The following is a 23526-nucleotide window of genomic DNA, read 5'->3' on the forward strand; positions in this document are numbered from 1 at the left end:
AGGACGGCTTCGAGGGCGGGCTTGAGGGTGCTCACGGTGCTCACGCCTTCTCCTCCCGGTTCTGGGGGCTCTTTGAGCTCTCTGGGCTCTCTGCGGGGCGGTCGAATTCATCGGTGACGTGCGGCGCGGCGGACTCGCCTGCGGCCCAGGTGACGACGAGCTCCCCGAGGGCCTCCTCCTGGTCCAGCACGATCGCCTTCTCGCGGTAGAGCTCGAGGAGGGCGAGGAAGCGGGCGACGACGGTGAGGGTGTCACCGACGCCTTCGGTCAGCTCACGGAAGCTGACCCTCCCGCGCTCGCGCAGCATGCCCACGACCACCTCCGCCTGCTCGCGCACGCTCACGAGGGGCGCGTGGATGTGGTCCACGTACACCTGGGGCTTCGGCTTGGGCTGCATGGCCTTGACGGCGAGTTTGGCGAAGCCCTCGGCGCCGATGCTGATGACGACCTCGGGGAGGAGTTCGGCGTGGTGGTCCTCGAGGCCGACGGTACGGGGGTAGCGCCGGGCCTCCTCCTCCAGCCTGGCGTTGAAGATCTCCGCGATCTGCTTGTAGGCCCGGTACTGCAGCAACCGCGCGAAGAGCAGGTCCCGCGCCTCGAGCAGCGCGAGGTCCGCCTCGTCCTCCACCTCGGCGGCGGGCAGCAGCCGGGCGGCCTTCAGGTCGAGCAGGGTCGCGGCCACGACGAGGAACTCCGTGGTCTGGTCGAGGTCCCAGTCGGGCCCCATGGCATGGATGTACGTCATGAACTCGTCGGTGACCTTGGACAGCGCGACCTCGGTGACGTCCAGCTTGTGCTTCGAGATCAGCTGCAGGAGCAGATCGAAGGGCCCCTCGAAGTTTGCCAGCCGGACGGTGAACCGCCCGTCCTCGGCGGGACCGGACTCGTCCGGGGCGACTCCCTCGGCTCCCTGACGGGGAAGGCTCCCGGTCGCGGGCTCCGTGTCGCCGGGGACCGCGTCGGCGAGGCCGTCCCCCTCGGCCTTCGCCTTGTGGGCGGCCGGCCCAAGGGCGGTGCCGGGGTTGCCGGGGTCGCCGCCCCCGGGTCCGTCGGGGCCGGTGCTCTGCTCCACCGGCCGCGCGGTGTCGCCCGGGCCGTCGACGGAGCCGACGACCGGCTCGTCCACGGTCCGCGGGCCGTCAGCCCCGTGCCCGGGCTCCACAGGGTCCGTTCCTGGGGCCGTCAGACCGGCAGCCACCTCGGCCGACCGGCCTGCCAGGGCCGACGGGACCTGCACGGGCTCGGCCGACGAGCGGGAGTCGATTCCCTCGGCTCCCGGCATATCGGACTCAAAGCCCTGTGCCACCGAGTCGGCAGAGCCTGCAGGCATGGGTACCGCGAGGTCCGCCGCCGAAGAGGGCCAGGGCTCGGCCGACGAGCCGGCGGGAGCCGATGGGGCGATGAGGTCCGTTCCAGGGCCCACCGGACCGGGGCGCGCCTCGGCCGGCAGGTCGGCGACGGTCGGCCCGGCAGGCTCCGGGGGGAACTCCACGGCTTCGGGCACGTCCGGGACAGCCCTCGCACCCTCGGGACTCAACGGGAACCCGGCGGCATCGCCAGTGGGCTCCTCGGCGACCACCGGACCCGGCGCCGCCTCGGTCGACGGATCGGCCTCGGTCGAGAGGTCGGCCTCGGTCGAGGGATCGGCCTCGGTCGAGAGGTCGGCCTCGGTCGAGGGATCGGCCTCGGTCGAGGAATCGATCGACGGACAAGAGGTGGCCGACGGGTCTTCCGCAGGCTCCGCCGACAGGTCTTCCACGGGCCCGGCCGACGGCTCGGCCGGCGCCGGGGGAAATGCCGCGGAAGGGGTCCACGGGCGGGACCCGGACGTGCCCGGGCCGCGGCCCAGGGCGCGGCGAGAGCCGCGCGGGGCTGGGGTGGGGGCGTCGTCGGTCGGGGGCATCGTGGTCCAGGAAGCGGAAAAGAAGGGGCGCGCGCAGGCTACCCCGTCAGCGACCGCGCAGCCGCCGCACCAGGATGCTCGCGTCGCCCCGCGACTCCAGATCAGCGAGCACGACCGCGACCGCCTCGCGGACGATGCGCCCGCGGTCGACGGCGAGACCGTGCTCGCCACGGAGCACGAGACGCGCGTGCTCGAGGTCCATCAGTTCCTCGGCAGAGACATAGACCGTGATCTTCTCGTCGTGGCGCTCACGCCCGCTGGGCCGCCGGTTGGCGCCCCGTCCACCCCGGCGCCGTGGCGCCGCGCCCGCCGCGGAGGCGGCAGGGGCCGCGGAGCGCCCTTTCGCGGCGGCGGCGGCAGCAGCGGTGGCGGCGGCCGTGGCCGAGCCGGGCTCGCCCTCCGCGGATGCGCCCCGGCTCCGGGGTTCGGCGGTCCCCGTCTCCTCCTCCGCCGGGGAGTGCTCCTCCGGTGACGGCTCATCCGCCTGCGCCGGCACGCGCGCCTCACCGTTCGCGCCGTTGGCGCCGCTCGTCCCCCGCCTCGGGGACGACGACTGCAGGGCCGTGCCCCCGGTCGTACGGAACAGCTCGTCGGCCCCCGGCAGACTCACTCGGCGTGACACCGGGCGAGCACCTCCCTGGCGAGCTGACGATAGGCCGCGGCACCGACGGAGTTGGACGCGTACGTCGTGATGGGCTCACCCGCGACCGTCGTCTCGGGGAACCGCACCGTGCGCCCGATGACCGTGTGGTACACGTGGTCGTCGAACGCCTCGACCACCCGTGCCAGCACCTCGCGGCTGTGCACCGTGCGCGAGTCGTACATCGTCGCGAGGATGCCGTCGAGCTCCAGCTCGGGGTTGAGCCGCTCCTGGACCTTCTCGATCGTCTCGGTGAGCAGCGCGACACCACGCAGCGCGAAGAACTCGCACTCCAGCGGCACGATCACCTTGTGAGCCGCCGTCAGCGCGTTCACCGTCAGCAGACCGAGCGACGGCTGACAGTCGATCACGATGTAGTCGTAGTCCTGCATCAGCGGCTTCAGCGCGCGCTGCAGGGTCGACTCGCGCGCGACCTCGCTCACCAACTGCACTTCCGCGGCCGAGAGGTCGATGTTGCTCGGCAGCAGGTCCATGTTGGGCACGGCGGTCTTCAGCAGGACCTCGTCGGCGGACATGCCCCGCTCCATGAGCAGGTTGTAGACCGTCAGGTCGAGCTCCATCGGGTTCACGCCCAGCCCCACCGACAGAGCCCCCTGGGGGTCGAAGTCGACGAGCAGGACGCGTCGTCCGTACTCCGCGAGCGCGGCGCCCAGATTGATGGTCGACGTCGTCTTGCCGACGCCGCCCTTCTGGTTGCACATCGCGATGATCTTCGCGGGGCCGTGGGAGGTCAGCGGGCCGGGGATCGGGAAGTAGGGCAGCGGCCGTCCGGTGGGGCCGATCCGCTCCCGGCGCTGGCGGGCCGCGTCGGGCGCGAGCGTGGCCGCGTACTCCGGGTCCGGCTCGTACTCGGCGTCTGGGTCGTAGAAGTGCCCCTCGGGCACTTCGTCGTAGTCGGCGAAGTGGGTGGACTCTCGGCCACTCTCGTTGCCGGCCATGGCGTTCACGTGTTGGCCGTCCATCATCTTCATCGTGTGGGCTGTCGTCGGCAGGAGCTGGTGGGTCGCGAAGGTTCGGACAGCGACGGAGCCGACAGCTTCGAGCCCGGACGCAGGACCCTGCCCCCGCATCGCTGGGGGCACCGCCCCCACGCTCTCAGGGCGTCGGGGGGGAGTTCCCGCATGACCACCCCCGGGAGAAAATGTCGACTCATTCACAAGTCGTCTTACCTCCTTGGACGTGACCAGGAAAATTTATCGATAGGTCAGCGTGGCACCATGCCGACGGTTGGCGACTCTATGGCGTGTCACCGGTCCGCAGCAACACAATCCACCGGACCCGGCCCGATGTGTCGGCAACCGAACACCCCGCTGTCAAGGGTGCGCAGCAGCCGGTCGGCGCGTTTCACGGGTGTGCGAAAGGGTTAAAGGGCTACGTTCGAGGCGAGTTGGGCCGGTACCACGAAGTGTCCGGACACACATCCGGCCGGACCTTGCTCGACAAGGCCCGGCCGGTTGCGTGTTGTTGACGATCCGTGTTCGACGGATCGGTCGCTTGTCAGTCGGGGTCGCCTCAGCCGAGCAGCGCGCTCAGCTCGACCGAATCGAGGCCGTGCGCCTCGGCGACCTCCTTGTAGACGACCTGGCCGTCATGGGTGTTGAGCCCCTTGGCCAGCGCGGGGTCACGGCGCAGCGCCTCGACCCAGCCGTTGTTGGCCAGCGACACGATGTACGGCAGCGTGGCGTTGGTCAGCGCGTACGTGGAGGTGTTGGGCACCGCGCCCGGCATGTTGGCGACGCAGTAGAAGACCGAGTTGTGGACCATGAAGGTCGGCTCGGCGTGGGTGGTCGGACGGGAGTCCTCGAAGCAGCCACCCTGGTCGATCGCAATGTCGACAAGGACACTTCCGGGCTTCATCTTGGCGACGAGCTCGTTGGTGACCAGCTTCGGGGCCTTGGCGCCCGGGATGAGGACGGCGCCGATGACGAGGTCGGCCTCGACGACGGCCTTCTCCAGCTCGTAGGCGTTGGAGACGACGGTCTTCACCTTGGTGCCGAAGACCTTGTCGGCCTCGCGGAGCTTGTTGATGTCACGGTCGAGCAGGGTCACGTGGAAGCCCAGGCCGACGGCGATCTGGGTGGCGTTCCAGCCGGAGACGCCACCACCGATGACGACACACTCACCGGCGGCGGTGCCCGGGACACCGCCCGGCAGCACGCCACGGCCGCCGACCGAGCGCATCAGGTGGTACGCACCGACCTGCGGGGCCAGCCGGCCCGCGACCTCGGACATCGGAGCGAGCAGCGGCAGGGCGCGGTTCGGGAGCTCCACGGTCTCGTACGCGATGGCGGTGGTGCCGGAATCGAGCAGGGCGTCCGTGCACTCACGGGAGGCGGCGAGGTGCAGGTACGTGAAGAGGGTCTGGTCCTTGCGGAGGCGGTGGTACTCCTCGGCGATGGGCTCCTTGACCTTCAGCAGCAGGTCGGCGGTGGCCCAGACCTCGTCGGCGGTGGGCAGGATCTGCGCACCGGCGGCGGTGAACTCCTCGTCCGTGATCGAGGAGCCGACACCGGCATTGGCCTCGATGAAGACCTGGTGACCGTTGCGCACGAGCTCGTGCACTCCGGCAGGGGTGATCGCCACCCGGAACTCGTTGTTCTTGACCTCGCGGGGGATGCCGACCTTCACGTCGATCACGGTCCTTGGCTCAGGGGGATTTCTGGTGCACTTCCATAGTTACCCGGATACGCCAGGCGCAACGGGAGAGACCGGGTCGACACCCGGCAGAGCCAGTCTAATGAAGGACTTCTCGCTGTCTAGCCTTGCAAAGCAAAATTCCTCAACGAAGGCACTACGGATTTCGCAGGCCGGATGCGGCGCCTCCAAGCAGTTGCTCGGCAGCAGCACGGTGCAACCGGGCCGCTGCCGGATCTCCGAGCCGGTCCAGCGTGTCGGCCAGCCTGAGCTGCAGCGCCCCCTGCAGCCGCACGTCTCCGGCCTGCCGCGCCCAGGCCACGGCGTCCGCACACGTGCGCAGGCACTCCTGGGGGCGCCCGGCGTACTCCTGGACCCGGGCCGCCTCGCTCAACGCCCGTGCGTATCCGGCCAGATCGCCCGCCCTGCGGTGTGCGGCGGCGGCCGCCCGCCAGCTGCGCAGGGCCTCGCCGTAACGGCCGTCATACGTGTGCACGGCGCCGAGGCGGCCGTAGAGCCGCGCCTCGTCGGCGCGCTCCCCGCGGGCGAGACGCTGCGACAGGGCGCGGCCGAACCAGTCCGCGGCCCGCTGCCAGTCCCCCAGCTCCTGGTACGCACCGCCTACGGATTCCATCGCGCGACCCGTCGCGTACGGATCGTGTGCCCTGCGTCCGGCATCCAGTGCCGCCCGATATCGGACCAGTGCGTCCTCGGTGCGACCGGTCCCGGCATCCAGATCGGCGAGGTTCAGCAGTGCCGCGGCCTGCTCGCGGTGGAGCTCGCGGCGCTCGGACACATCGAGGACGAGCTGGTGCAGCCCGTACAGATCGGGCGCGGCCGCCCCGGTGCCACGGTGGGCGACCAGGGCGCGTACGAGTGCGGCGATCAGCCGACGGGCCAGGGTGTCCAGCTCTCCGTCGGCGACCGCGAGGCGCGCCGCGGCGAGGAGCGCGGGGCGGCGATCCAGCAGCCACGCCTGCGCGGCCTGCGGGTTCGGGAAGCGCAGGGCCCTGGGCAGCCCGCCGACCTTGCGGCGGGCCGGGGAGCCGTCGGGCTCGGTGACGGCCCGGCAGGAATGCAGCAGCCGTACGGTCCGCTCCAGCATCCGGGCGCGGGCGAGCTGGATCTCGGGGGGCCGGTCGTGCGTCGTCATCCGGTCGTACAGGAACGGGGCCAGGCAGCCGGGCACCTCGTACGTCTCACCGGGCTCGCCCGCCCGCAGCAGGCCCAGGGCGACGAAGTCCTCCAGCGTCGACCGCGCCGCCGAGACGGAGCAGCCGGCCAGCGCCGACGCAGTGTGCGCGTCGACGAGCCCGGCGGGCGCGAGAGCGAGCAGTCGCAGTATCCGGGCGGCGGGCTGCGGCAGGGACTCGTACGCGAGCCGGAAGGCGCGAGCCAGCGGCCGGGCGCCGGCGGGCTGCTCGGGGTCGTCCGGCATAGCGCGCAGCTGCTTGGCCGCGTCGGCGACCGAGGACTTGGGGCGAGCCGCGAGCCAGCCACCCGCCAGGACCATCGCGGCGGGCTGGCCGCCGCACTCCTCCACGAGCGACTCGGCGGCCTGCGGGTCGACCGTGATCCGGACCTCGCCCGCGTATCGGCTCAGCAGTTCGATGGCGGACTTCGGGTCCATGCCGCCGAGCGTGCACGGCCGGACGTCGGGGATACCGGTGAGCGGGCCCTTGGCGACGGCGACGACCAGGCAGTCGGGGTTGTCGGGGAGCAGCGGGTCGACCTGCTCGGCGTCGTCCGCGTCGTCGAGGAGGAGCAGACAGCGGCGTACGGCGAGGGCCTCGCGGACCATCTCGGTGAGCTCGTCCTCGCCGCCGCCGGCCGGGGCGTCGATCCCGAGGACGTCGAGCAGCTCGCGCGCGGTGCGATCGGTGGGGACGGGGGCGCCGCCCGGGTCCGTGAGCCGGGCCCGCAGCACGCCGTCGGGATACTCGTCGGCGAGCCGCCGCGCCAGCTCACCGGCGAGTGCGCTGCGCCCGGATCCGGGCCGCCCGGCGACGAGGAGCACTCTGGCGCGGGGCGCCTTGCGCCCGGCAAGGGTGTCCAGACCGGCCCGCTCGATGTCGGACCGCAGCGCCTTCAATTCACGCTGGCGCCCGAAGAATTGCCCAACCACACTGCTTACGGTGCCACGTCCGGCCGGCTCCGCGGAGCCGGGCTCCGGCCCCGACCCCGGCCCGGCCGGCGACGGACGGCCCTGGGGCGAGGGGCCGTTCCACTCCACCGCCTGCTCCCTCACGGGCCACGCTCCCAGTCCGCCGCCGAACGAGCCGAACCCACCGGGGTTTCCGTGCGGGCGCTCCGCAGCGTAATTCAGTCATCTCGGCGAACCCGACACACCGCGACGACGCGCGGCGCCCGTTTCCCCCGATCGGATCAGCCGATGGTCCCACCGGGGGGCGGGGGTGCCTGCGGGCCGAACCGGGGACTTCGCCCCAGACCCCCTTCAGGGCTCCGCCCCGGACCCGCTGCCCCTGCACCCTGGCGGGCGTGGGGGACGGTGCCCTGCCTCGATCCGCGGCGGGGCTCCTTCCGGGAGCTCGCCCCGCACACGGGGACAGACACCCAGGCACTCTCAGCCTGCCCGGCACGTAGGACGGACGCCCGGCCCAACTGCCGGCGCCAGGCACACACCCGACCCGCCCGACAGTCAAGGACGGACACACGGCCCACCCACCGTCACCCAGGACATACCCAGCCCGTCCGACCACCCAGGACGCACACCCCAGCCCACCGGTACCGGCCCATACCCGACCCGCCCGACAGTGAGGACGGACACGCAGACCCACCGCCCGATACCGGAGACAGACCCAGCCCGTCCGACCACCCAGGACGCACACCCCAGCCCACCCACCGGCACCGGCACACACCGAGCCCGTCCGGCGCTTGAGGACGGACACGCGGGCCTCACCCACCGGCGCCGGGGCTTCGCTCGACGACGGGCACACGGGCCGCCCCATCGGTCGCGGGCGCGCCGCGGGCCTGGGGCAGGTCCCGTCCCGTCCGCGCCCCGAGGGCTACGCTGCGAACGGCCGGGCCGGCCAGGGCGCCTCGGCCGGGCGGAGGGACTCCACGCCGTCGCCCTTCAGCGCTGCCGTGAGCGAGAGCACCCCCACCACCAGGCAGTTGTTGTGCAGCTCCCCCGCCAGTGCGCCCCGCACCAGCTCGTCCAGCGGCACCCGGGCCAGCTCCATGTCCGCCTCCTCATCGGCGACCTGGAAGCGCTCGCCCTCCGCCTCGGACACGTCGCGGGCCAGGAAGATCCGTACGGCCTCGTCGCAACCGCCCGGCGTCGTGTACACGTCCGCCAGCACCCGCCAGTCGACCGCCTTGACGTGCGCCTCCTCGTACAGCTCGCGCTGAGCCGCCGTCAGCGGGTTCTCACCGGGCACATCGAGCAGGCCGGCCGGGATCTCCCAGAGCTTCTGGCGCACGGGGTGCCGGTACTGGCGGAGCACGAGGACGCGTCCGGACTCGTCGAGGGCGAGGACCGCGACCGATCCCGGATGGACCTGGTAGTCGCGGCGCGCGACCGTGCCGTCGGGCATGACCACGTCGTCGGTGCGGACACTCGTCTTGTTGCCCTTGAAGGGGGTGGCGGTCGCGGTGACCTGCCACTCCTCAGGGGTGTCCTTGATGGTCATGAACGTCCTCCCAAACGCCGGAACCGGGGAACGGAATCTCTCCCAGTCCGTACCCCGGTCCACCGTAACGCCTTGTGGTGCCTTGCCTCAGTTGCCCGTCTTGCGCTCGACGGCCGCCTTCACCAGGCCCGCGAACAGCGGGTGCGGGCGGGTCGGACGGGAGCGCAGCTCCGGGTGGGCCTGGGTCGCGACCAGGTACGGGTGCACCTCGCGCGGGTACTCGACGTACTCCACGAGCCTGTTGTCGGGGGAGGTGCCCGAGAAGACGATGCCCGCCTTCTTCTCCAGCTCCGCGCGGTACGCGTTGTTCACTTCGTAGCGGTGACGGTGGCGCTCCTCGACGTACGGCTGGTCGTCGTAGACCTCGCGGACGATCGAGCCCTCGGCGAGCTTCGCGGGGTAGAGGCCGAGGCGCATCGTTCCGCCCAGGTCGCCCGCGCCCTCCACGTACGCCAGCTGCTCCTCCATCGTCGAGATGACGGGGTGGGCGGTGGCGGAGTCGAACTCCGTCGAGTTCGCCTCGGGGATCTCGGCCAGGTTGCGCGCGGCCTCGATCACGATGCACTGGAGACCCAGGCACAGGCCGAGCAGCGGCACCTTGTTCTCGCGGGCGTACTGGATCGCGCCGACCTTGCCGCTCACACCGCGGTCGCCGAAGCCGCCGGGGATGCAGATCGCGTCCACGTCGGAGAGCTGCTTCGCCGCGTCCGCCGGAGTCTTGCAGTCGTCCGACGTGACCCACTTGATCTTGACGCGCGCCCGGTTCGCGAAGCCGCCGGCGCGCAGCGCCTCCGTCACCGACAGGTAGGCGTCGGGCAGGTCGATGTACTTGCCGACGAGCGCGACACTGACCTCGTGGTCGGGGTTGTGGACGCGGTCCAGCAGGTCGTCCCACGTCGTCCAGTCGACGTCGCGGAAGGGCAGGTCCAGCTTGCGCACGACGTAGGCGTCCAGACCCTCGGTGTGCAGCACCTTCGGGATGTCGTAGATCGACTTGGCGTCGATCGCCGCGACCACGGCCGCCTCGTCGACGTCGCACATCAGCGAGATCTTGCGCTTGATCGCGGTCGGTACGTCACGGTCGGCGCGCAGCACGATCGCGTCCGGCTGGATACCGATGCTGCGCAGCGCGGCGACCGAGTGCTGCGTCGGCTTGGTCTTCAGCTCGCCCGACGGACCGATGTACGGCAGCAGTGAGATGTGCACCACAAAGACGTTGTCCCGGCCGACCTCGTGGCGGACCTGGCGAACGGTCTCCAGGAACGGCTGCGACTCGATGTCGCCGACCGTGCCGCCCACCTCGGTGATCACGACATCCACGTCGTCCGTGGCCATGCGGCGGATGCGGTGCTTGATCTCGTTGGTGATGTGCGGGATGACCTGGACCGTGTCGCCCAGGTACTCACCGCGCCGCTCCTTGGCGATGACGGTCGAGTACACCTGGCCGGTGGTGACGTTCGCGGAGCCGTCGAGGTCGACGTCGAGGAACCGCTCGTAGTGGCCGATGTCCAGGTCGGTCTCGGCGCCGTCGTTGGTGACGAACACCTCACCGTGCTGGAACGGGTTCATCGTGCCCGGATCGACGTTCAGATACGGGTCGAGCTTCTGCATCGTGACCCGCAGACCCCGCGCCTTGAGGAGCGCACCCAGGCTGGAGGCGGTCAGGCCCTTGCCGAGGGAGGAGGCGACACCCCCGGTGACGAAGATGTGCTTGGTCGTCGTGGATTTGGGCGGCATGGCCAAGAGGGGGCTCCCGTGGTCGCGAGGCGGTCGTGCGTACCGGCGATCCCGCGGCGGAGATCCGGAGATTTCCTGGGGTGCCGTCGCTGCGGTTCGGGGGTCTGCGCCCACCGGTCCACGGGCTACCAGGGTATCAGCGCCGAAGGGAGACTGCTTCCGGCCACACGGGGCATCATGGTCACGGGCTTCCACGGGTTCACCCGCCGCTCACCCGTTCGGCGGCGCCGCATTGCCGGGAGCGTCGCGCGGATCACCCGGGTGCGTCGTATCCTGCTCGGACACTTGATTCGGAGATCTCGCTGCCGAGCCAGGCCGGCGATCGGCACCACCCCCGCCCTTCAACCGGAACAAGAGCTCGTCAATGACCGATTGACCGATTGACACCCTTGACCGCAGTAAGCGCCACGCAGGGCGGACGTGGCCGTTCGACTGGAGATCCACGTGGCCGGGCGCATCGAGGACTACGCACTCATCGGAGACATGCAGACCGCTGCCCTGGTCTGCCGGGACGGCACGGTCGACTGGCTGTGCCTGCCCCGCTTCGACTCACATGCGATCTTCGCCGGACTGCTCGGCACCGAAGAACACGGTTTCTGGCGGCTCGGGCCCGCATATCCGGGCCATGCCGAGCCGCCCGCCGCGGACCGCCGCAGGTACCGGGGGGACTCGCTGATCCTGGAGTCCGAGTGGGACACGCCGCGCGGCACGGTCCGTGTGACGGATTTCATGCCGCCTCGCGACGGGGCACCGCAGCTCATCCGGGTCGTGGAGGGCGTGAGCGGCCGTGTGCCGATGCGGTCCGCGCTGCGGATGCGGTTCAGCTACGGACGCGTGGTGCCGTGGGTGCACAAGTTCGAGAACCGTACGGTCGCGGTCGCCGGGCCCGACTCGGTGTGGCTGGACACCCCGACGGAGACGTACGGCAAGGACCTGACGACGTACTCCGACTTCACCGTCTCCCCCGGCGACCGGCTGGCCTTCACCATCAGCTGGCAGCCCTCGCACCGGGAGCCGCCCGCGCTGCCCGACCCCGAGGGATCGCTGGAGGCGACCGAGGACTTCTGGCGCGAGTGGGTGGAGCACTGCACGTACCACGGGCCCTACCGTGAGTCGGTGGTCCGCTCGCTGATCACGCTGAAGGCCCTCACGTACGCCCCGACCGGCGGGATCGTCGCCGCGCCGACCACCTCCCTGCCGGAGGAGATCGGCGGTGTACGGAACTGGGACTACCGCTACACCTGGCTGCGCGACGCGGCGATCACCCTCTCCTCGCTGCTGCGCACCGGCTACCGGGAAGAGGCCAGGGCCTGGCGTGAGTGGCTGCTGCGCGCCGTCGCGGGCGACCCGGAGAACCTGCAGATCATGTACGGCATCGCCGGCGAGCGCGAGCTCGGCGAGGCGGAGCTGGACTGGCTGCCCGGGTACGAGAACTCCGCCCCGGTGCGGGTCGGCAACGGCGCCGCCAACCAGCTCCAGCTCGACGTCTACGGCGAGGTCACCGAGGCCCTGCACCTCGCGCACATGACCGGTCTGTCGCGCAACGACTACGCCTCGCTGCTCCAGCTCAAGCTGATCCGTTACCTGGAGGACCACTGGGACCAGCCCGACGAGGGCATCTGGGAGGTCCGCGGACCGCGCCGCCACTTCGTCCACTCCAAGGTCATGGCCTGGGTCGCCGTCGACCGCACGATCAAGCTGATCGAGTCGGGCGACGCCGACGGGCCGCTGGAGCGCTGGCGCGAGCTGCGCGACGACATCCACCGCGATGTGTGCGAGAAGGGCTACGACAAGGAGCGGAACACCTTCACGCAGTCGTACGGCTCGAAGGAGCTCGACGCCTCCCTGCTGCTGATCCCGCAGATGGGCTTTCTGCCGCCGGACGACAAGCGCGTCATCGGGACGATCGAGGCCATCCAGCGGGAGCTGTCCACGCCGGACGGTTTCGTGCTGCGCTACCCGACAGCCGGTGACGAGGCGGGCGTGGACGGTCTGGAGGGCGACGAGGGCGCGTTCCTCGCCTGCTCGTTCTGGCTCGCGGACGATCTGGCGATGATCGGGCGTGTCGACGAGGCGCGGCGGCTCTTCGAGAAGCTGCTGTCGCTGCGCAACGACCTGGGGCTGCTCGCCGAGGAGTGGGACCCGCGGCTGCAGCGTCAGGTGGGGAACTTCCCGCAGGCGTTCAGCCATGTTCCGCTGATCGACACGGCCCTGCGGCTCACCGCCTCCGGCGCGTACGGCGGCTGAGCCGGGCCCCGGCCCCTTGCCCGGATGTGCGGGGCAGGACCGCTCGTACCTACGATGAAAAGGTCCTGCTCGCGCCCCGGAAGGGGGCCATCATGGCGCCCCGGCCCCTCGTGGAAGCGGCCCTGAAAGGACTGCGCGGAGCCCTCACCGGCGATGTCATCACCCGGGGCGACCCGGGGTACGACGAGGCCCGCACGATCTTCAACGGGATGATCGACCGGCACCCGTCCGTGATCGTCCAGTGCGAGTCGGCGGCGGATGTGGCGGCGGCGATCGGCTTCGCCCGGGAGCACGATCTGGAGCTGGCCGTCCGCGGCGGCGGCCACAGTGTCTCGGGGCTCTCGGTCACCGACGGCGGACTCGTCGTCGATCTGCGCCGGATGCACGCGGTCACGGTCGAACCTGACGCCCGCACGGCGCGCGTCGGCGGCGGGGCGACGATGAGCCATCTCGACCGGGCCACACAGCCGTACGCCCTGGCGGTCACCGGCGGCCGTGCCTCGACGACCGGCGTGGGCGGCTTCGCCCTGGGCGGCGGATCGGGCTGGCTGGAGCGGAAGTTCGGACTCCTCTGCGACAGTCTCGTCTCCGTCGATCTGGTGACGGCCGACGGCAACGAGGTCCACACCGACAAGGACGAGAACCCGGAGCTGTTCTGGGCGCTGCACGGCGGCGGCGGCAACTTCGGGGTGGCCACGTCGATGACGCTGGGGCTGCATCCGCTGCCCGCCATGTCCGTCGCGTTCCTGTTCTTCCCGGCGGCCAGGGGAGGCGACGTGCTGCCGGTCTACCGCGACGTCTTGGAGTCCGCACCGGACGAGGCCGGCGGAGGCTTCATCTATCTGACCGGCCCGCCCGAGGACTTCATGCCCGAGCACCTGGTGGGGAAGGCCGTGTGCCTGGTGCTGATCACGTACGCGGGCACCGAGCCCGAACTGCGCCGGACGGCCGGGCCGCTGCTCGGACAGGGACACGAGGCGGAGGTCATCACCGAGCTCCCGTACGCCGAGCTGCAGTGCATGATCGACGACCCGCCGGGGCTGCGGAACTACTGGTCGGCGGAGTATCTCCGGGCCCTTCCGGCGGAGGCGGTGGACGTCTTCTGCGCCCGCGCGGACAGCATGATCGTGCCGTCGAACTCTCAGCACATCCTCTTCCCGATGGGCGGGGCGATGGCCCGCGGCGACTCCGCCTACCCGGTACCCTGGCGGACCGCCCGGTGGGTGTCCCACCCCTTCGGCATCTGGGAGAACCCGGCCGACGACGAGCAGGGCAGGCAGTGGGTGCGGGACGCGCGGACCGATGTCATGCCGTGGTCCATCGGGCAGGTGTACCTCAACTTCATCGGCGATGAGGGCGAGCAGCGGGTCGTGGCCGGTTTCGGAGCCGAGAACTACCGGCGCCTCGCCGCGGTGAAGGCACAGTACGACCCCGACAATGTGTTCAGGCTCAACCACAACATCAAGCCCAGCTGACAGTTGTCCTTCGAACTTTCGCCCAGGTAGCGTCCCGGCAATGGAAACACAGGGCGGGATCACCGTGCAGCGGGCGCTCGAGCTGCCCGGACTCCGCAGCGGGCTCCCGGAGGTCGTGGCGGGTGCCGACCGGCTGAACCACACCGTGCGCTGGGTGCACGCCGGCGAGGTGCCGAACATCGCGTCGCTGCTGAAGGGCGGCGAGCTCCTCCTCACCACCGGCCTCGGCCTCGGCACCCGTCCCGCCGAGCAGCGCGCCTTCGTACGGCGGCTCGCTGAGCGCGGTATCGCGGCACTGGTCGTGGAACTCGGCCCACGGTTCACCCGGCTGCCCGCGACCATCATCGAGGCGGCCAGGTCGGCCGGTCTGCCGCTGATCCAGTTGCACCGCGAGGTGCCGTTCGTCTCGGTGACGGAGGAGATCCACACCGAGATCGTCAACCACCACTACGCGCTGCTGCAGCGGGCCGAGGAGGTGGCGCACCGGTGCACGGTGGCTCTGCTCGGTGGTGGCGGGATCCCTCAAGTGCTGCGGATCCTCGCGGACTTCACGGCCAATCCGGTGTTCCTGGAGACCGCCGACGGCCAGCTGCTGTACGCCGCCGACACCGAGTCGGGGCCTGCCGCCGCCGACCCGCTGCAGGTGTGGGAAGGGCTGCGCGGTCAGCGTGCGGCGCGCGAGGCCGGTCCGCCGACGGGGGCAGTGCTGGTGGACGTGCCTGGCGGGGGGCACGGGGCCGCTGCGGTACGGGCCCGCCTCGTCCTTCTCGCCGTGTCCTCGCCCTTGCTCCCGGTGCACCGGATGGCGGCCGAGCGGGCGGCGGCGGTCCTCGCGGTGGTCCTCATGCAGGCCCGCCAGGAGGAGGAGTTGGCGGCGCGCGGTCGCGGCGACTTCCTGACCGACCTCGCCGAGGGCCGCATCACGGCGGAGGACGCACCCGAGCAGGCCCGGGTGCTCGGCTTCCGGCCGGGCGACGGACCGCTGCTGCCGGTGGTGATGCGGCTGGCTCCCGAGCTGTCCCCTTCGGGCAACTGGTCGCTGCTGGCCCGCGCGGTCCTCGAGGAGCTGTCGTCGGTCGGCGTCCCGGTCCTGCTGGGCGTACGCCCCGTGGAGGGCCGCGTGCCGCTCCTGCTCGGCCTTCGCTCGGAGTCGGAGCGTACGGCGGTCGCGGACCGGGTTGCCGCCGCCCTGCGCGCCGGTCTCGAGCGCGCGGGCCTCAAGCGGGCCGGAGCCCACCCGCCGGTGGTCGTGGTCGGCGTCGCGGGCGGCTGGGCCGCCGCCTCGGCAAGCCTGCGGCACGCGGCCGAGACGGCGACGGCGGCGCAGGGCCTCGCCGAGCACCCCTGGTACGACGCGCGCCGCCTCGACATCGACCTGCTGCTGTGGCGGCTGCGCGACCACCCGGACCTGGCGGCCTTCGTCGACCGGGCGATCGGTCCGCTGCGCGATCACGACCGCACCTCCCGCCCGTCCCTGCTTCCCACGCTCGAGACGTACCTGGCGCACGCGGGCCGCAAGGCGGAAACGGCCCGTGAACTCCACCTCAACCGCCAGACCCTCTACAACCGTCTGGCTCGCATCTCCGAGCTGCTGGGCACGGACCTGGACGACCCTCAGACGGTCCTGGCCCTGTCCCTGGCCCTGCGGGCCCGGCGGCACACGTCCTAGATGCCCGTGCGGGCCTGGGTGAGTTCGTCGTAGACGCACAGCACCTGCGCGATGGTCTCGTCCTCCGTCGGCCATGTGGCCGCCTGGGCGGGGCCGGCCGAGGACAGGCGCATGCGGCGGTCCGGGTCGGCCAGCAGGCCGGTGACCGCCCTGGCGAGCGCGGCCGCGTCGCCGTAGGGCACCAGTTCCGCGGCGTCCCCGACGAGTTCGGGGATGCCGCCGACACGGGTCGCGACGAGCGGGACACCCAGACGCAGTGCCTCCTGGGCGAGGAGGGAGCGGGCCTCCCAGCGGCTGGGGAGCAGCGCCAGGTCCGCCGATGCGAGCAGGTCCGTGACGTCGTCGCGGCGACCGATCAGCCGCACCGGGAGGCCCTCGGTGTCGATGCGCCGCTGCAAGGGCTCCCGTTCGCGTCCCTCCCCCGCGATCGCGACCAGGGGCGCGGGGTCGAGCCTGCGCCAGTCGCGGGCCGCGTCGAGGAGGGTGGCGTACCCGCGGTCGGGTTCGAGGCGTCCGACCGCCATGAGCAACGGCCGGTCGACGGCGCCCAGTTCGGCCCGCGCCTTGTTCTCGTACGAACCCGTCGCGCGCCGCGGCCCCGGCACCGCCACCGGCGAGAGCCGGGCGTCCCGTGCGCCCCGGTCACGGGCCCGGTCGACGAGCTCGGACGACGTGCCGAGCACCACCGCCGCCGTCCGCACCGCCCTGCGCTCCAGCAGCCGCTGCACCTGGCCCCGCGCGCCGTCGGCGAGTGCCCGGGTGTGCCAGGTGACGACGAGCGGCACCCGGCGCTGCCGGCCCAGGGCGAGCCCGGTGCGGACCGCGGCGTGCAGTCCGTGCGCGTGCACGACGTCCGCCGCGGCGGACACCGCCCGCAGCACCGTGAGGGCAGCGGGGTCGCTGCGCCGCGGCACGGGCACGAAGTGCGCTCCGGCGCCGAGGAAGTCGTAGTCGTGCTCCAGGGGCGCGGGGGCGCACACGGTCACCCGCACTCCCCTCGCCACGAGCCCGGCGGCCAGTGACCTGACGTGAGCGCTGCTGCCCGCGCTGCCGCCGCCCAGCACCTGGACCGTATGCAGCTGTGTCACGCGCCAAGGATGCCAGTCCGTACGCACGTTCCGGCACCGCCGAGGCGTCCTTGCCGTGTCCGGCGCCTCAACTGCACGGTCCGGATCACTCACATGGGTGAGCGCGCGAGCTGCGTGACCTGGTCGCCGTACGCCGCCGCCGCGATCAGCGCTGCCGCCTGGGCGGCCAGGCCGGCTCGGCCGGTCCCCGCAGCCATCGCGGCGCCGAGCGCCACGCCGAGCGCGTGCGCACCCGTGTCGCCGATCACCGTGCTCTCGCCCGGATCGTCGGCGGCGACGGCGGCGCCCATGGGCGCCGCGGCTAGCGGCGGCTAGCGGTCCCCGCAGCAGCCCGGGTGCGCCGAGCCCGAGCACCGTGAGCGCGGCGCGGCCCGGCCGTACGTCGACGAGGTTCACGAAGTGCGCGGAGCCGGCGATCACCACACCGGCGAGTACCTCGTCGACGGCGCGCTCCTTCATCAGCGCTCCCGCGAGCAGTCCGGCGGCCCCGATCCCGAAGAGCTTCACGGCCCCACCGGTGACTTCGCCCTGTCTCAGGGACCGGAGGTGGGCCCTGAAACCCCGCCGGTCGTCCCCGGCGACATCGTCGTAAGCCCCACAGGCCCCGGCCGCCGGCACGGCCACAGCGGCCCCGGGCACCCCGGCGGCGACCGCGCCGGCGACCGCCCCTGCGACCACGGCGGGCCCGGCGCACAGATCGACGGTGCGCCCGGCATGATTCGTGCGCTCCCAGCGCGCCTGCCCGCGCGTGTGCACCCTGAGCGCGCCGTACACCACACGTGTGCTGCCCACGACAAGGGCGAAGGCTGCCGACCTGCTGAAGGTTGCCGTGATCAGCACCCTACGGAGAGCCGCCCACCTGGCCGGATGGGGCCCTCCGGCGACGCACCCCGCCAGTGCGATCCGAGAGCCTGCACCAGCCCACGGGCAGTGGACCGGCCCACCGGCGCAGACGCTCAACGAGGCGGCACCCGGCACCGGGGGTTGTGCCCACCCCTTCCGGCCTGCGGAACGCATGCCGACATCAGCGAAAGCGAGCAGGCCAGGCACCCGCCCCAGACGCCCGACGCATCGCCGTCGTCCCCCTGGGGCCTCGCCCTGGGACCCTCCGCGGTACGCACGCCCACCAGGGCAATGGCGCACCCGCACCGCCGTACGCCGTCCGTGGCCGGGGTCCGGGGACCGCAGCCCCCTCAGACCTCCGCGCGCGCCGTGGCCAGCAGTTCCTCCGCGTGGGCCCGCGCCGTCTCCGAGTCCTCCTGGCCCGCCAGCATCCGCGACAGCTCCCGCACCCGGTCCTCGCCCTCCAGCACCGTGACCCCGGAACGGGTCACGGACCCGTCGTTCGTCTTCTCGACGAGCAGCTGCCGGTCGGCGAACGCCGCCACCTGAGGAAGGTGCGTCACGACGACGACCTGCGCGGTCTTCGCGAGCTTCGCCAGCCGTCGCCCGATCTCCACCGCCGCCTTGCCGCCGACGCCCGCGTCGACCTCGTCGAAGAGGTACGTCGGTACGGGGTCGGTCCCGGCGAAGACGACCTCGACCGCGAGCATCACCCGCGACAGCTCACCGCCCGACGCCCCCTTGGCGATCGGCCGCGGCTGGGCACCGGGGTGCGGGGCGAGCAGCAGTTCGACGTCGTCCGCGCCGGACGACGAGTACGCGACGAGGCGGCCGCCTACCTCGACCCCGTCCGGGTCGTCGGTCTGACGGATGTCGATGGTCACGCGCGCATGCGGCATCGCGAGGTGCGCCAGCTCAGTCGTCACCGCCTCCGCGAACCGTGCCGCCGTCTCCGTGCGCGCGTCGGTCAACGCCTGGGCCAGTCCGGAGAGTTCGGCGCGGAGCGCATCGCGTTCCGCGGTCAGCTCGCCGATCCGGTCGTCGTCGCCCTCCAGCTCGATGAGCCGTTCGGCGCTCTCCTCGGCCCAGGCCAGCACGGCGTTGATGTCCTCGCCGTACTTGCGTGTGAGCCCGGTCAGGGCCGCCCGCCGCTCCTCGACGGCCGCCAGCCGCAGCGGGTCGGCGTCGAGGTTGTCGGCGTACCCGGCGAGCTCGCCCGCCACGTCGGCGAGCAGGATGGAGATCTCGCCCATGCGGTCGGCGAGCGCGGCGAGCGCGGGGTCGTGGGACCGTACGGCGTCCAGGGCCCGGCCCGCGCCGGCGACGAGCGTGGTCGCGTCGACTGCCTCGGGGTCCTCGGGGTTCCCGGCGAGCGCGCCATGCGCGAGGGAGGCGGCGGAGGCGAGGGCCTCGGCGTGGCCGAGCCGCTCGGCCTCGGCGGCGAGCTCCACGTCCTCACCGGCGCTGGGCTCGACGCCCGCGACCTCGTTCAGCCCGAAGCGCAGCAGATCGGCTTCCTGGGCGCGCTCGCGGGCGCGCGTGGTCAGTTCGGCCAGTTCGGCGGAGACGGACTTGAGCCGCCGGTACGCGGCCACGTACTTGGCATGCGGCCCGGCCACCGCGTCGCCTGCGTATCGGTCCAGTGCCTGCCGCTGCCGTGCGGGCTTCAGCAGCCCCTGCTGGTCGGACTGCCCGTGTACGGCGACGAGCTCGTCGGCGAGCTCGGTGAGCATCCCGACGGGCACCGAACGCCCGCCGAGGTGCGCGCGTGAGCGCCCCTCCGCCGAGATCGTCCGGCTGATCAGCAACGCGCCGTCGTCGAGTTCGGCCCCGGCCTCCTCGGCCCGTACGGCCGCGGGGGCGCCGGCGGGCATGGTGACCCGCCCCTCCACGACCGCCGACTTGGCGCCGATCCGCACGAGGGCAGGGTCGGCGCGCCCGCCGAGCAGCAGCCCCAGGCTGGTGACGACCATGGTCTTGCCCGCACCGGTCTCGCCCGTGACAGCCGTGAATCCGGGCGACAGCTCGACGACCGCGTCGTCGATGACCCCGAGCGACCGTATCCGCATCTCCTCCAACACGGAGAAGACCATACGAGGTCGGGGGCCGTGTGTGCGACGACCCCCACCACGCAGGCGCAGACCCGCAGGTCGGGGACGCCCTCCGTCACCCGCCCGTGGATGGGCGCGGAGTGCCCCGCCCCCGCAGGCCTCCCGGGGCACGACCCGTACCGCCCTGTCGACCAGGTCCTCGTCCTCGACCCCCGGACGGGCTCAGAACGGGCCCGCCGGGCGCCCCCGCGCACCTCAGTGCGGCGCGCCCCGCCACCCCGACACCGGCAGCGCGAACTTCGCGACGAGCCGGTCCGTGAACGACGCGTGGTGCAGCCGCGCCAGCCGCACCGGCACGGCACCCCGCCGCACCTCCACCCGCGCCGCCGGCGGCAGCTCGACCGCGCGGCGGCCGTCGCACCACAGGACCCCGTGCGGCGTGCCGGGCTGCACCTCCACCGCCAGGACCGACGTCGGCGACGTGACCAGCGGCTTCGCGAAGAGGGCGTGCGCGCTGATCGGCACCATCAGCAGGGCCTCGACCTCCGGCCACACCACGGGACCGCCTGCCGAGAAGGCGTACGCGGTCGATCCGGTCGGGGTCGCGCACACGATCCCGTCGCAGCCGAAGCCGGTCACCGGCCGTCCGTCGATCTCCAGGACGACCTCGAGCATCCGCTCGGCCGAGACCTTCTGGACGGCGGCCTCGTTCAGCGCCCAGTCCCGGTGGACGATGTCCCCGTTGCTGCGGACGGCGACATCGATGGTCATCCGCTCCTCGACCTCGTACGCACGCGTCACGACCCGGTCGACGACCTTGTCGAGATCGTCCCGCTCGGCCTCCGCGAGAAAGCCGACCCTCCCCAGATTCACCCCGAGCATCGGCACGCCGGACGCACGGGCGAACTCCGCTCCGCGCAGCAGCGTCCCGTCCCCGCCCAGCACGATCAGCAGCTCGCAGCCGTCGAGGACCTCGGGCGTGGCCTCGGGAACCGTCTCCACGGTCGCCGGCAGGGGAAGATCCGCCGCTTCGAAGGCAAGCACCCGCACCCCCAGGCCGGCGCGCAGCAGCCCTTGGACGACGAGTTCGGCGCTCCGGATGGCCGCGGGCCGTCCGGTGTGCGCCAGCAGGAAGACGGTACGTGTACGTGTCTTCGTGTCCGTGCTCGTATCGCTCGTATCGGTCAACGCGGCCCCTCCGCCACTGCACGATCGACGTCCGCCGGGTCGAGTTCCGGCGCCCCTGCCCGGAGCCACAGAAAGTACTCGACGTTGCCGGAAGGCCCCGGCAGCGGACTTGCGGTCACGCCGAGCACGCCCAGGCCGAGCTCCCCGGCCTGTCGTGCCACGGCGCGTACTGCCTCGGCGCGCAGCTCGGGGCTGCGCACCACTCCGCCGCTGCCGAGCCGCTCCTTGCCGACCTCGAACTGCGGCTTGACCATGAGGACGAGATCGGCGCCGGGCGCCGTGCAGCGCACGAGTGCGGGCAGCACGAGCCCGAGGGGGATGAAGGACAGATCTCCGACGATCAGGTCCACCGCCTCCCCGTCGATCGCCTCCAGGGTCAACTCACGCACATTCGTACGATCCTTGACCGTCACGCGTTCATCACTCCGAAGAGACCAGGCGAGCTGGCCGTAACCGACGTCGACGGCGACGACGTGCACCGCTCCGGCCCGGAGCAGCACGTCGGTGAAGCCGCCGGTGGACGCGCCGGCGTCCAGCGCCCGCCGTCCCTCGACCTTCAGCCCCTGCGGTACGAAGGCGGCGAGCGCCCCCGCGAGCTTGTGACCGCCGCGCGAGACGTACTCCGGATCGCTGTCGTCCTCGGCGACGACGATGGCGGCGGCCGTCTCGACCTGGGTGGCGGACTTGGTCGCGGTGTTGCCGCCGACGGTCACCCGCCCCGCCGCGATCAACAGGCTCGCGTGCTCGCGCGAGCGGGCGAGCTTGCGGCGTACCAGCTCGGCGTCGAGGCGGCGGCGTGCCACTCCTGCCACGTTCGGTTCAGCTCCTGTGGTCGTACGAAGGTGAGGGCGAGGGCTGGGGCGCGGGCGGTCCCTGCCGTGCGTCGAGCGCGGTCAGCGTGTCGCGCAACCCTCTGTGTACATCCTCGTACACCTCCACGTGCCCGTCCGCCGGGAGGTGGTCGGCGTCGGCCAGCCGCTCCAGGTACGCGTCGACGTCGGCATTGCCGGTGGGGGCGCGCTCGACACCGAGGGGGGCGGGCGCGGCCGGGTCGTACGCCTCCGCCGCCGGTGCGGCGGCCTCCTCGGGGGCTTCGGGGGTGGGTCCCGGAATCGAGTCGCTCATGCCCAGACGCTACCGCGAAGCCCTGGGGTACCGTCGGTCCCGATGGCGACCACGGAGGAGTGCCGCAGCGCACTCGACAGACTTTCGGACAATCTGGCGAAGGCGGACGGAGAGGTGCGCAGCGCGGCCGCACTCGACCGTTCCCTGAGCTGCCACATCAAGGATCTGGACATCACCTTCACCGGGCGCCTGGCGGCGGGCCGGATCCAGGTGCTGGACACGCTGGACGGCCCACCGCCTGACAGGGCGGAGATCCGGCTGACGATGGCCGGTGACGACCTGGTGGCGATGGTGGACGGGCAGCTGAACTTCGCCAAGGCCTGGGCCTCGGGGCGGGTCAGGCTCGAGGCCGGCTTTCGCGATCTGCTCCGTCTCAGGGCGCTGCTGTAGTCACCGCCTCCGCAGACACCGCCCCCGACGCCGCCGCGCCGGCCTTACGGCGCCGCGCCAGGGGCACCACCAGCGGCGTACCCGTCTCCGGGTCGTCGATGACCTGTGAGCGCACGCCGAAGACGTGTTCGACCAGCTCGGCCGTGACGACGTCGCCGGGCGCGCCCTCCGCGGCGATCCTCCCGCCGCGCATCGCGATCAGATGCGTCGCGTACCGGGCGGCCTGGTTGAGGTCGTGCAGTACGGCCACGAGCGTACGGCCCTGCGTTTCGTGCAGTTCGGCGCACAGGTCGAGGATCTCCAGCTGATGCTGGATGTCGAGGAACGTGGTCGGCTCGTCGAGCAGCAGCAGCGGGGTCTGCTGGGCGAGTGCCATGGCGATCCACACCCGCTGGCGCTGGCCGCCGGAGAGCTCGTCGACATAGCGGTCGGCCAGCTCGCCGACCCCCGTCGCGGCCATCGATTCCTGGACGATCCGCTCGTCCTCCCGCGACCACTGGCGCAGCAGGCCCTGGTGCGGGTAACGGCCCCGGGCGACGAGGTCGCCGACGGTGATGCCGTCGGGGGCGATCGACGACTGCGGGAGCAGCCCCAGCGTCTTCGCGACCTTCTTCGCGGGCATCGAGTGGATGGTCTGCCCGTCGAGCAGCACCCGGCCCTGGCTGGGCCTGAGCATGCGCGAGAGCGCACGCAGCAGCGTGGACTTGCCGCAGGCGTTGGGCCCGACGATCACCGTGAACGAGGTGTCGGGTATCTCGACCGAGAGGTTCTCGACGATGACCCGCTGGTCGTAGGCGAGGGTGACCGATTCCGCGGTGAGGCGCTGCATGGACGTACTCCTGGAGTTCTTCTCGGTCGGGTG

General features: G+C 72.1%; 17 protein-coding genes and 1 pseudogene. 4 read left to right on the forward strand and 14 right to left on the reverse strand.

Features of this window, described 5'->3' with window-relative positions:
* Positions 1-40: 40 nt before the first annotated feature.
* The 7 genes and pseudogenes from ABT078_RS29690 to pyrG all read right to left on the reverse strand — a co-directional run bounded on the left by ABT078_RS29690 (position 41) and on the right by pyrG (position 10588).
* Positions 41-1759, reverse strand: a complete 1719-nt coding sequence (locus ABT078_RS29690) for a segregation and condensation protein A (RefSeq protein WP_502981384.1) — start codon at positions 1757-1759, stop codon at positions 41-43.
* 190 nt (positions 1760-1949) lie between these two features.
* Positions 1950-2525: a hypothetical protein gene (locus ABT078_RS29695; RefSeq protein ID WP_351233045.1), complete on the reverse strand. Its 576-nt coding sequence runs from the start codon at positions 2523-2525 to the stop codon at positions 1950-1952.
* Positions 2510-3634, reverse strand: coding sequence for a ParA family protein (locus tag ABT078_RS29700; RefSeq protein WP_351233089.1), 1125 nt, complete (start codon positions 3632-3634; stop codon positions 2510-2512). The genes ABT078_RS29695 and ABT078_RS29700 overlap by 16 nt, the downstream gene beginning before the upstream one ends.
* 442 nt (positions 3635-4076) lie before the next feature.
* Positions 4077-5192 carry an alanine dehydrogenase gene (ald, locus tag ABT078_RS29705; RefSeq protein ID WP_351233091.1) on the reverse strand — a complete coding sequence of 372 codons (1116 nt, stop codon included), beginning with the start codon at positions 5190-5192 and terminating at the stop codon, positions 4077-4079.
* A 147-nt stretch (positions 5193-5339) separates the two neighbouring features.
* Positions 5340-7446 (reverse strand): annotated as a pseudogene (locus ABT078_RS29710) (tetratricopeptide repeat protein); the annotation flags it as partial.
* 778 nt (positions 7447-8224) lie between these two features.
* On the reverse strand, positions 8225-8851 hold the full coding sequence (locus tag ABT078_RS29715) for an NUDIX domain-containing protein (RefSeq protein WP_351233047.1): 627 nt from the start codon (positions 8849-8851) through the stop codon (positions 8225-8227).
* An 87-nt stretch (positions 8852-8938) separates the two neighbouring features.
* Entirely contained in the window at positions 8939-10588 is a 1650-nt protein-coding gene (gene pyrG / locus ABT078_RS29720) for a CTP synthase (RefSeq protein ID WP_351233050.1), read from the reverse strand.
* Between the two features lie 444 nt (positions 10589-11032).
* Between pyrG and ABT078_RS29725 the strand changes: the two genes are divergently transcribed.
* From ABT078_RS29725 to ABT078_RS29735, 3 genes are all read left to right on the forward strand, one after another.
* A complete protein-coding gene (locus ABT078_RS29725; protein ID WP_351233093.1) occupies positions 11033-12835 on the forward strand; it encodes a glycoside hydrolase family 15 protein in 1803 nt (600 codons plus the stop codon).
* Positions 12836-12927: 92 nt separating this feature from the next.
* Complete coding sequence (locus tag ABT078_RS29730) at positions 12928-14310, forward strand: FAD-binding oxidoreductase (protein ID WP_351233051.1); 1383 nt, start codon at positions 12928-12930, stop codon at positions 14308-14310.
* A 40-nt stretch (positions 14311-14350) separates the two neighbouring features.
* Positions 14351-15979 (forward strand): PucR family transcriptional regulator, encoded by a 1629-nt coding sequence (locus ABT078_RS29735; RefSeq protein ID WP_351233053.1) that lies wholly within the window; start codon positions 14351-14353, stop codon positions 15977-15979.
* Here the strand turns inward: ABT078_RS29735 and ABT078_RS29740 are convergent.
* The 6 genes from ABT078_RS29740 to ABT078_RS29765 form a co-directional block, all read right to left on the reverse strand.
* Entirely contained in the window at positions 15976-17067 is a 1092-nt protein-coding gene (locus ABT078_RS29740; RefSeq protein WP_351233055.1) for a glycosyltransferase family 4 protein, read from the reverse strand. The genes ABT078_RS29735 and ABT078_RS29740 overlap by 4 nt on opposite strands.
* Positions 17068-17156: 89 nt before the next feature.
* On the reverse strand, positions 17157-17357 hold the full coding sequence (locus ABT078_RS29745) for a hypothetical protein (RefSeq protein ID WP_351233057.1): 201 nt from the start codon (positions 17355-17357) through the stop codon (positions 17157-17159).
* A gap of 903 nt (positions 17358-18260) precedes the next feature.
* Positions 18261-20003, reverse strand: coding sequence for a DNA repair protein RecN (gene recN / locus ABT078_RS29750; RefSeq protein ID WP_351233059.1), 1743 nt, complete (start codon positions 20001-20003; stop codon positions 18261-18263).
* 213 nt (positions 20004-20216) lie between these two features.
* Positions 20217-21149: an NAD kinase gene (locus ABT078_RS29755; protein ID WP_351233064.1), complete on the reverse strand. Its 933-nt coding sequence runs from the start codon at positions 21147-21149 to the stop codon at positions 20217-20219.
* Entirely contained in the window at positions 21146-21961 is an 816-nt protein-coding gene (locus tag ABT078_RS29760; protein WP_351233066.1) for a TlyA family RNA methyltransferase, read from the reverse strand. Before ABT078_RS29760 ends, ABT078_RS29755 begins: the two co-directional genes overlap by 4 nt.
* A 7-nt stretch (positions 21962-21968) precedes the next feature.
* The gene (locus tag ABT078_RS29765) at positions 21969-22274 is read right to left on the reverse strand and encodes a hypothetical protein (protein ID WP_351233069.1); all 306 of its coding nucleotides are present in this window, start codon (positions 22272-22274) and stop codon (positions 21969-21971) included.
* 42 nt (positions 22275-22316) lie between these two features.
* On the opposite strand from ABT078_RS29765, the gene ABT078_RS29770 reads away from it, so the two are divergent.
* Positions 22317-22664: an SCP2 sterol-binding domain-containing protein gene (locus tag ABT078_RS29770; RefSeq protein WP_351233071.1), complete on the forward strand. Its 348-nt coding sequence runs from the start codon at positions 22317-22319 to the stop codon at positions 22662-22664.
* Here the strand turns inward: ABT078_RS29770 and ABT078_RS29775 are convergent.
* The gene (locus ABT078_RS29775; RefSeq protein ID WP_351233095.1) at positions 22648-23493 is read right to left on the reverse strand and encodes an ABC transporter ATP-binding protein; all 846 of its coding nucleotides are present in this window, start codon (positions 23491-23493) and stop codon (positions 22648-22650) included. The two genes, ABT078_RS29770 and ABT078_RS29775, sit on opposite strands and share 17 nt — an antisense overlap.
* Between the last annotated feature and the right edge of the window lie 33 nt (positions 23494-23526).

The sequence above is a fragment of the Streptomyces sp. NPDC002133 genome (assembly GCF_040296405.1).
Lineage (GTDB): Bacteria > Actinomycetota > Actinomycetes > Streptomycetales > Streptomycetaceae > Streptomyces.

Bases quoted from the DNA above. Each gene is read 5' to 3' on its own strand.
- ABT078_RS29715 (WP_351233047.1), bottom strand. From the start codon at position 8,851: ATGACCATCAAGGACACCCCTGAGGAGTGGCAGGTCACCGCGACCGCC.
- recN (WP_351233059.1), bottom strand. From the start codon at position 20,003: ATGGTCTTCTCCGTGTTGGAGGAGATGCGGATACGGTCGCTCGGGGTC.
- ABT078_RS29775 (WP_351233095.1), bottom strand. From the start codon at position 23,493: ATGCAGCGCCTCACCGCGGAATCGGTCACCCTCGCCTACGACCAGCGG.
- ABT078_RS29735 (WP_351233053.1), top strand. From the start codon at position 14,351: ATGGAAACACAGGGCGGGATCACCGTGCAGCGGGCGCTCGAGCTGCCC.
- ABT078_RS29765 (WP_351233069.1), bottom strand. From the start codon at position 22,274: ATGAGCGACTCGATTCCGGGACCCACCCCCGAAGCCCCCGAGGAGGCC.
- ABT078_RS29700 (WP_351233089.1), bottom strand. From the start codon at position 3,634: ATGCGGGGGCAGGGTCCTGCGTCCGGGCTCGAAGCTGTCGGCTCCGTC.
- ABT078_RS29730 (WP_351233051.1), top strand. From the start codon at position 12,928: ATGGCGCCCCGGCCCCTCGTGGAAGCGGCCCTGAAAGGACTGCGCGGA.
- pyrG (WP_351233050.1), bottom strand. From the start codon at position 10,588: ATGCCGCCCAAATCCACGACGACCAAGCACATCTTCGTCACCGGGGGT.
- ABT078_RS29745 (WP_351233057.1), bottom strand. From the start codon at position 17,357: ATGGGCGCCGCCGTCGCCGCCGACGATCCGGGCGAGAGCACGGTGATC.
- ABT078_RS29770 (WP_351233071.1), top strand. From the start codon at position 22,317: ATGGCGACCACGGAGGAGTGCCGCAGCGCACTCGACAGACTTTCGGAC.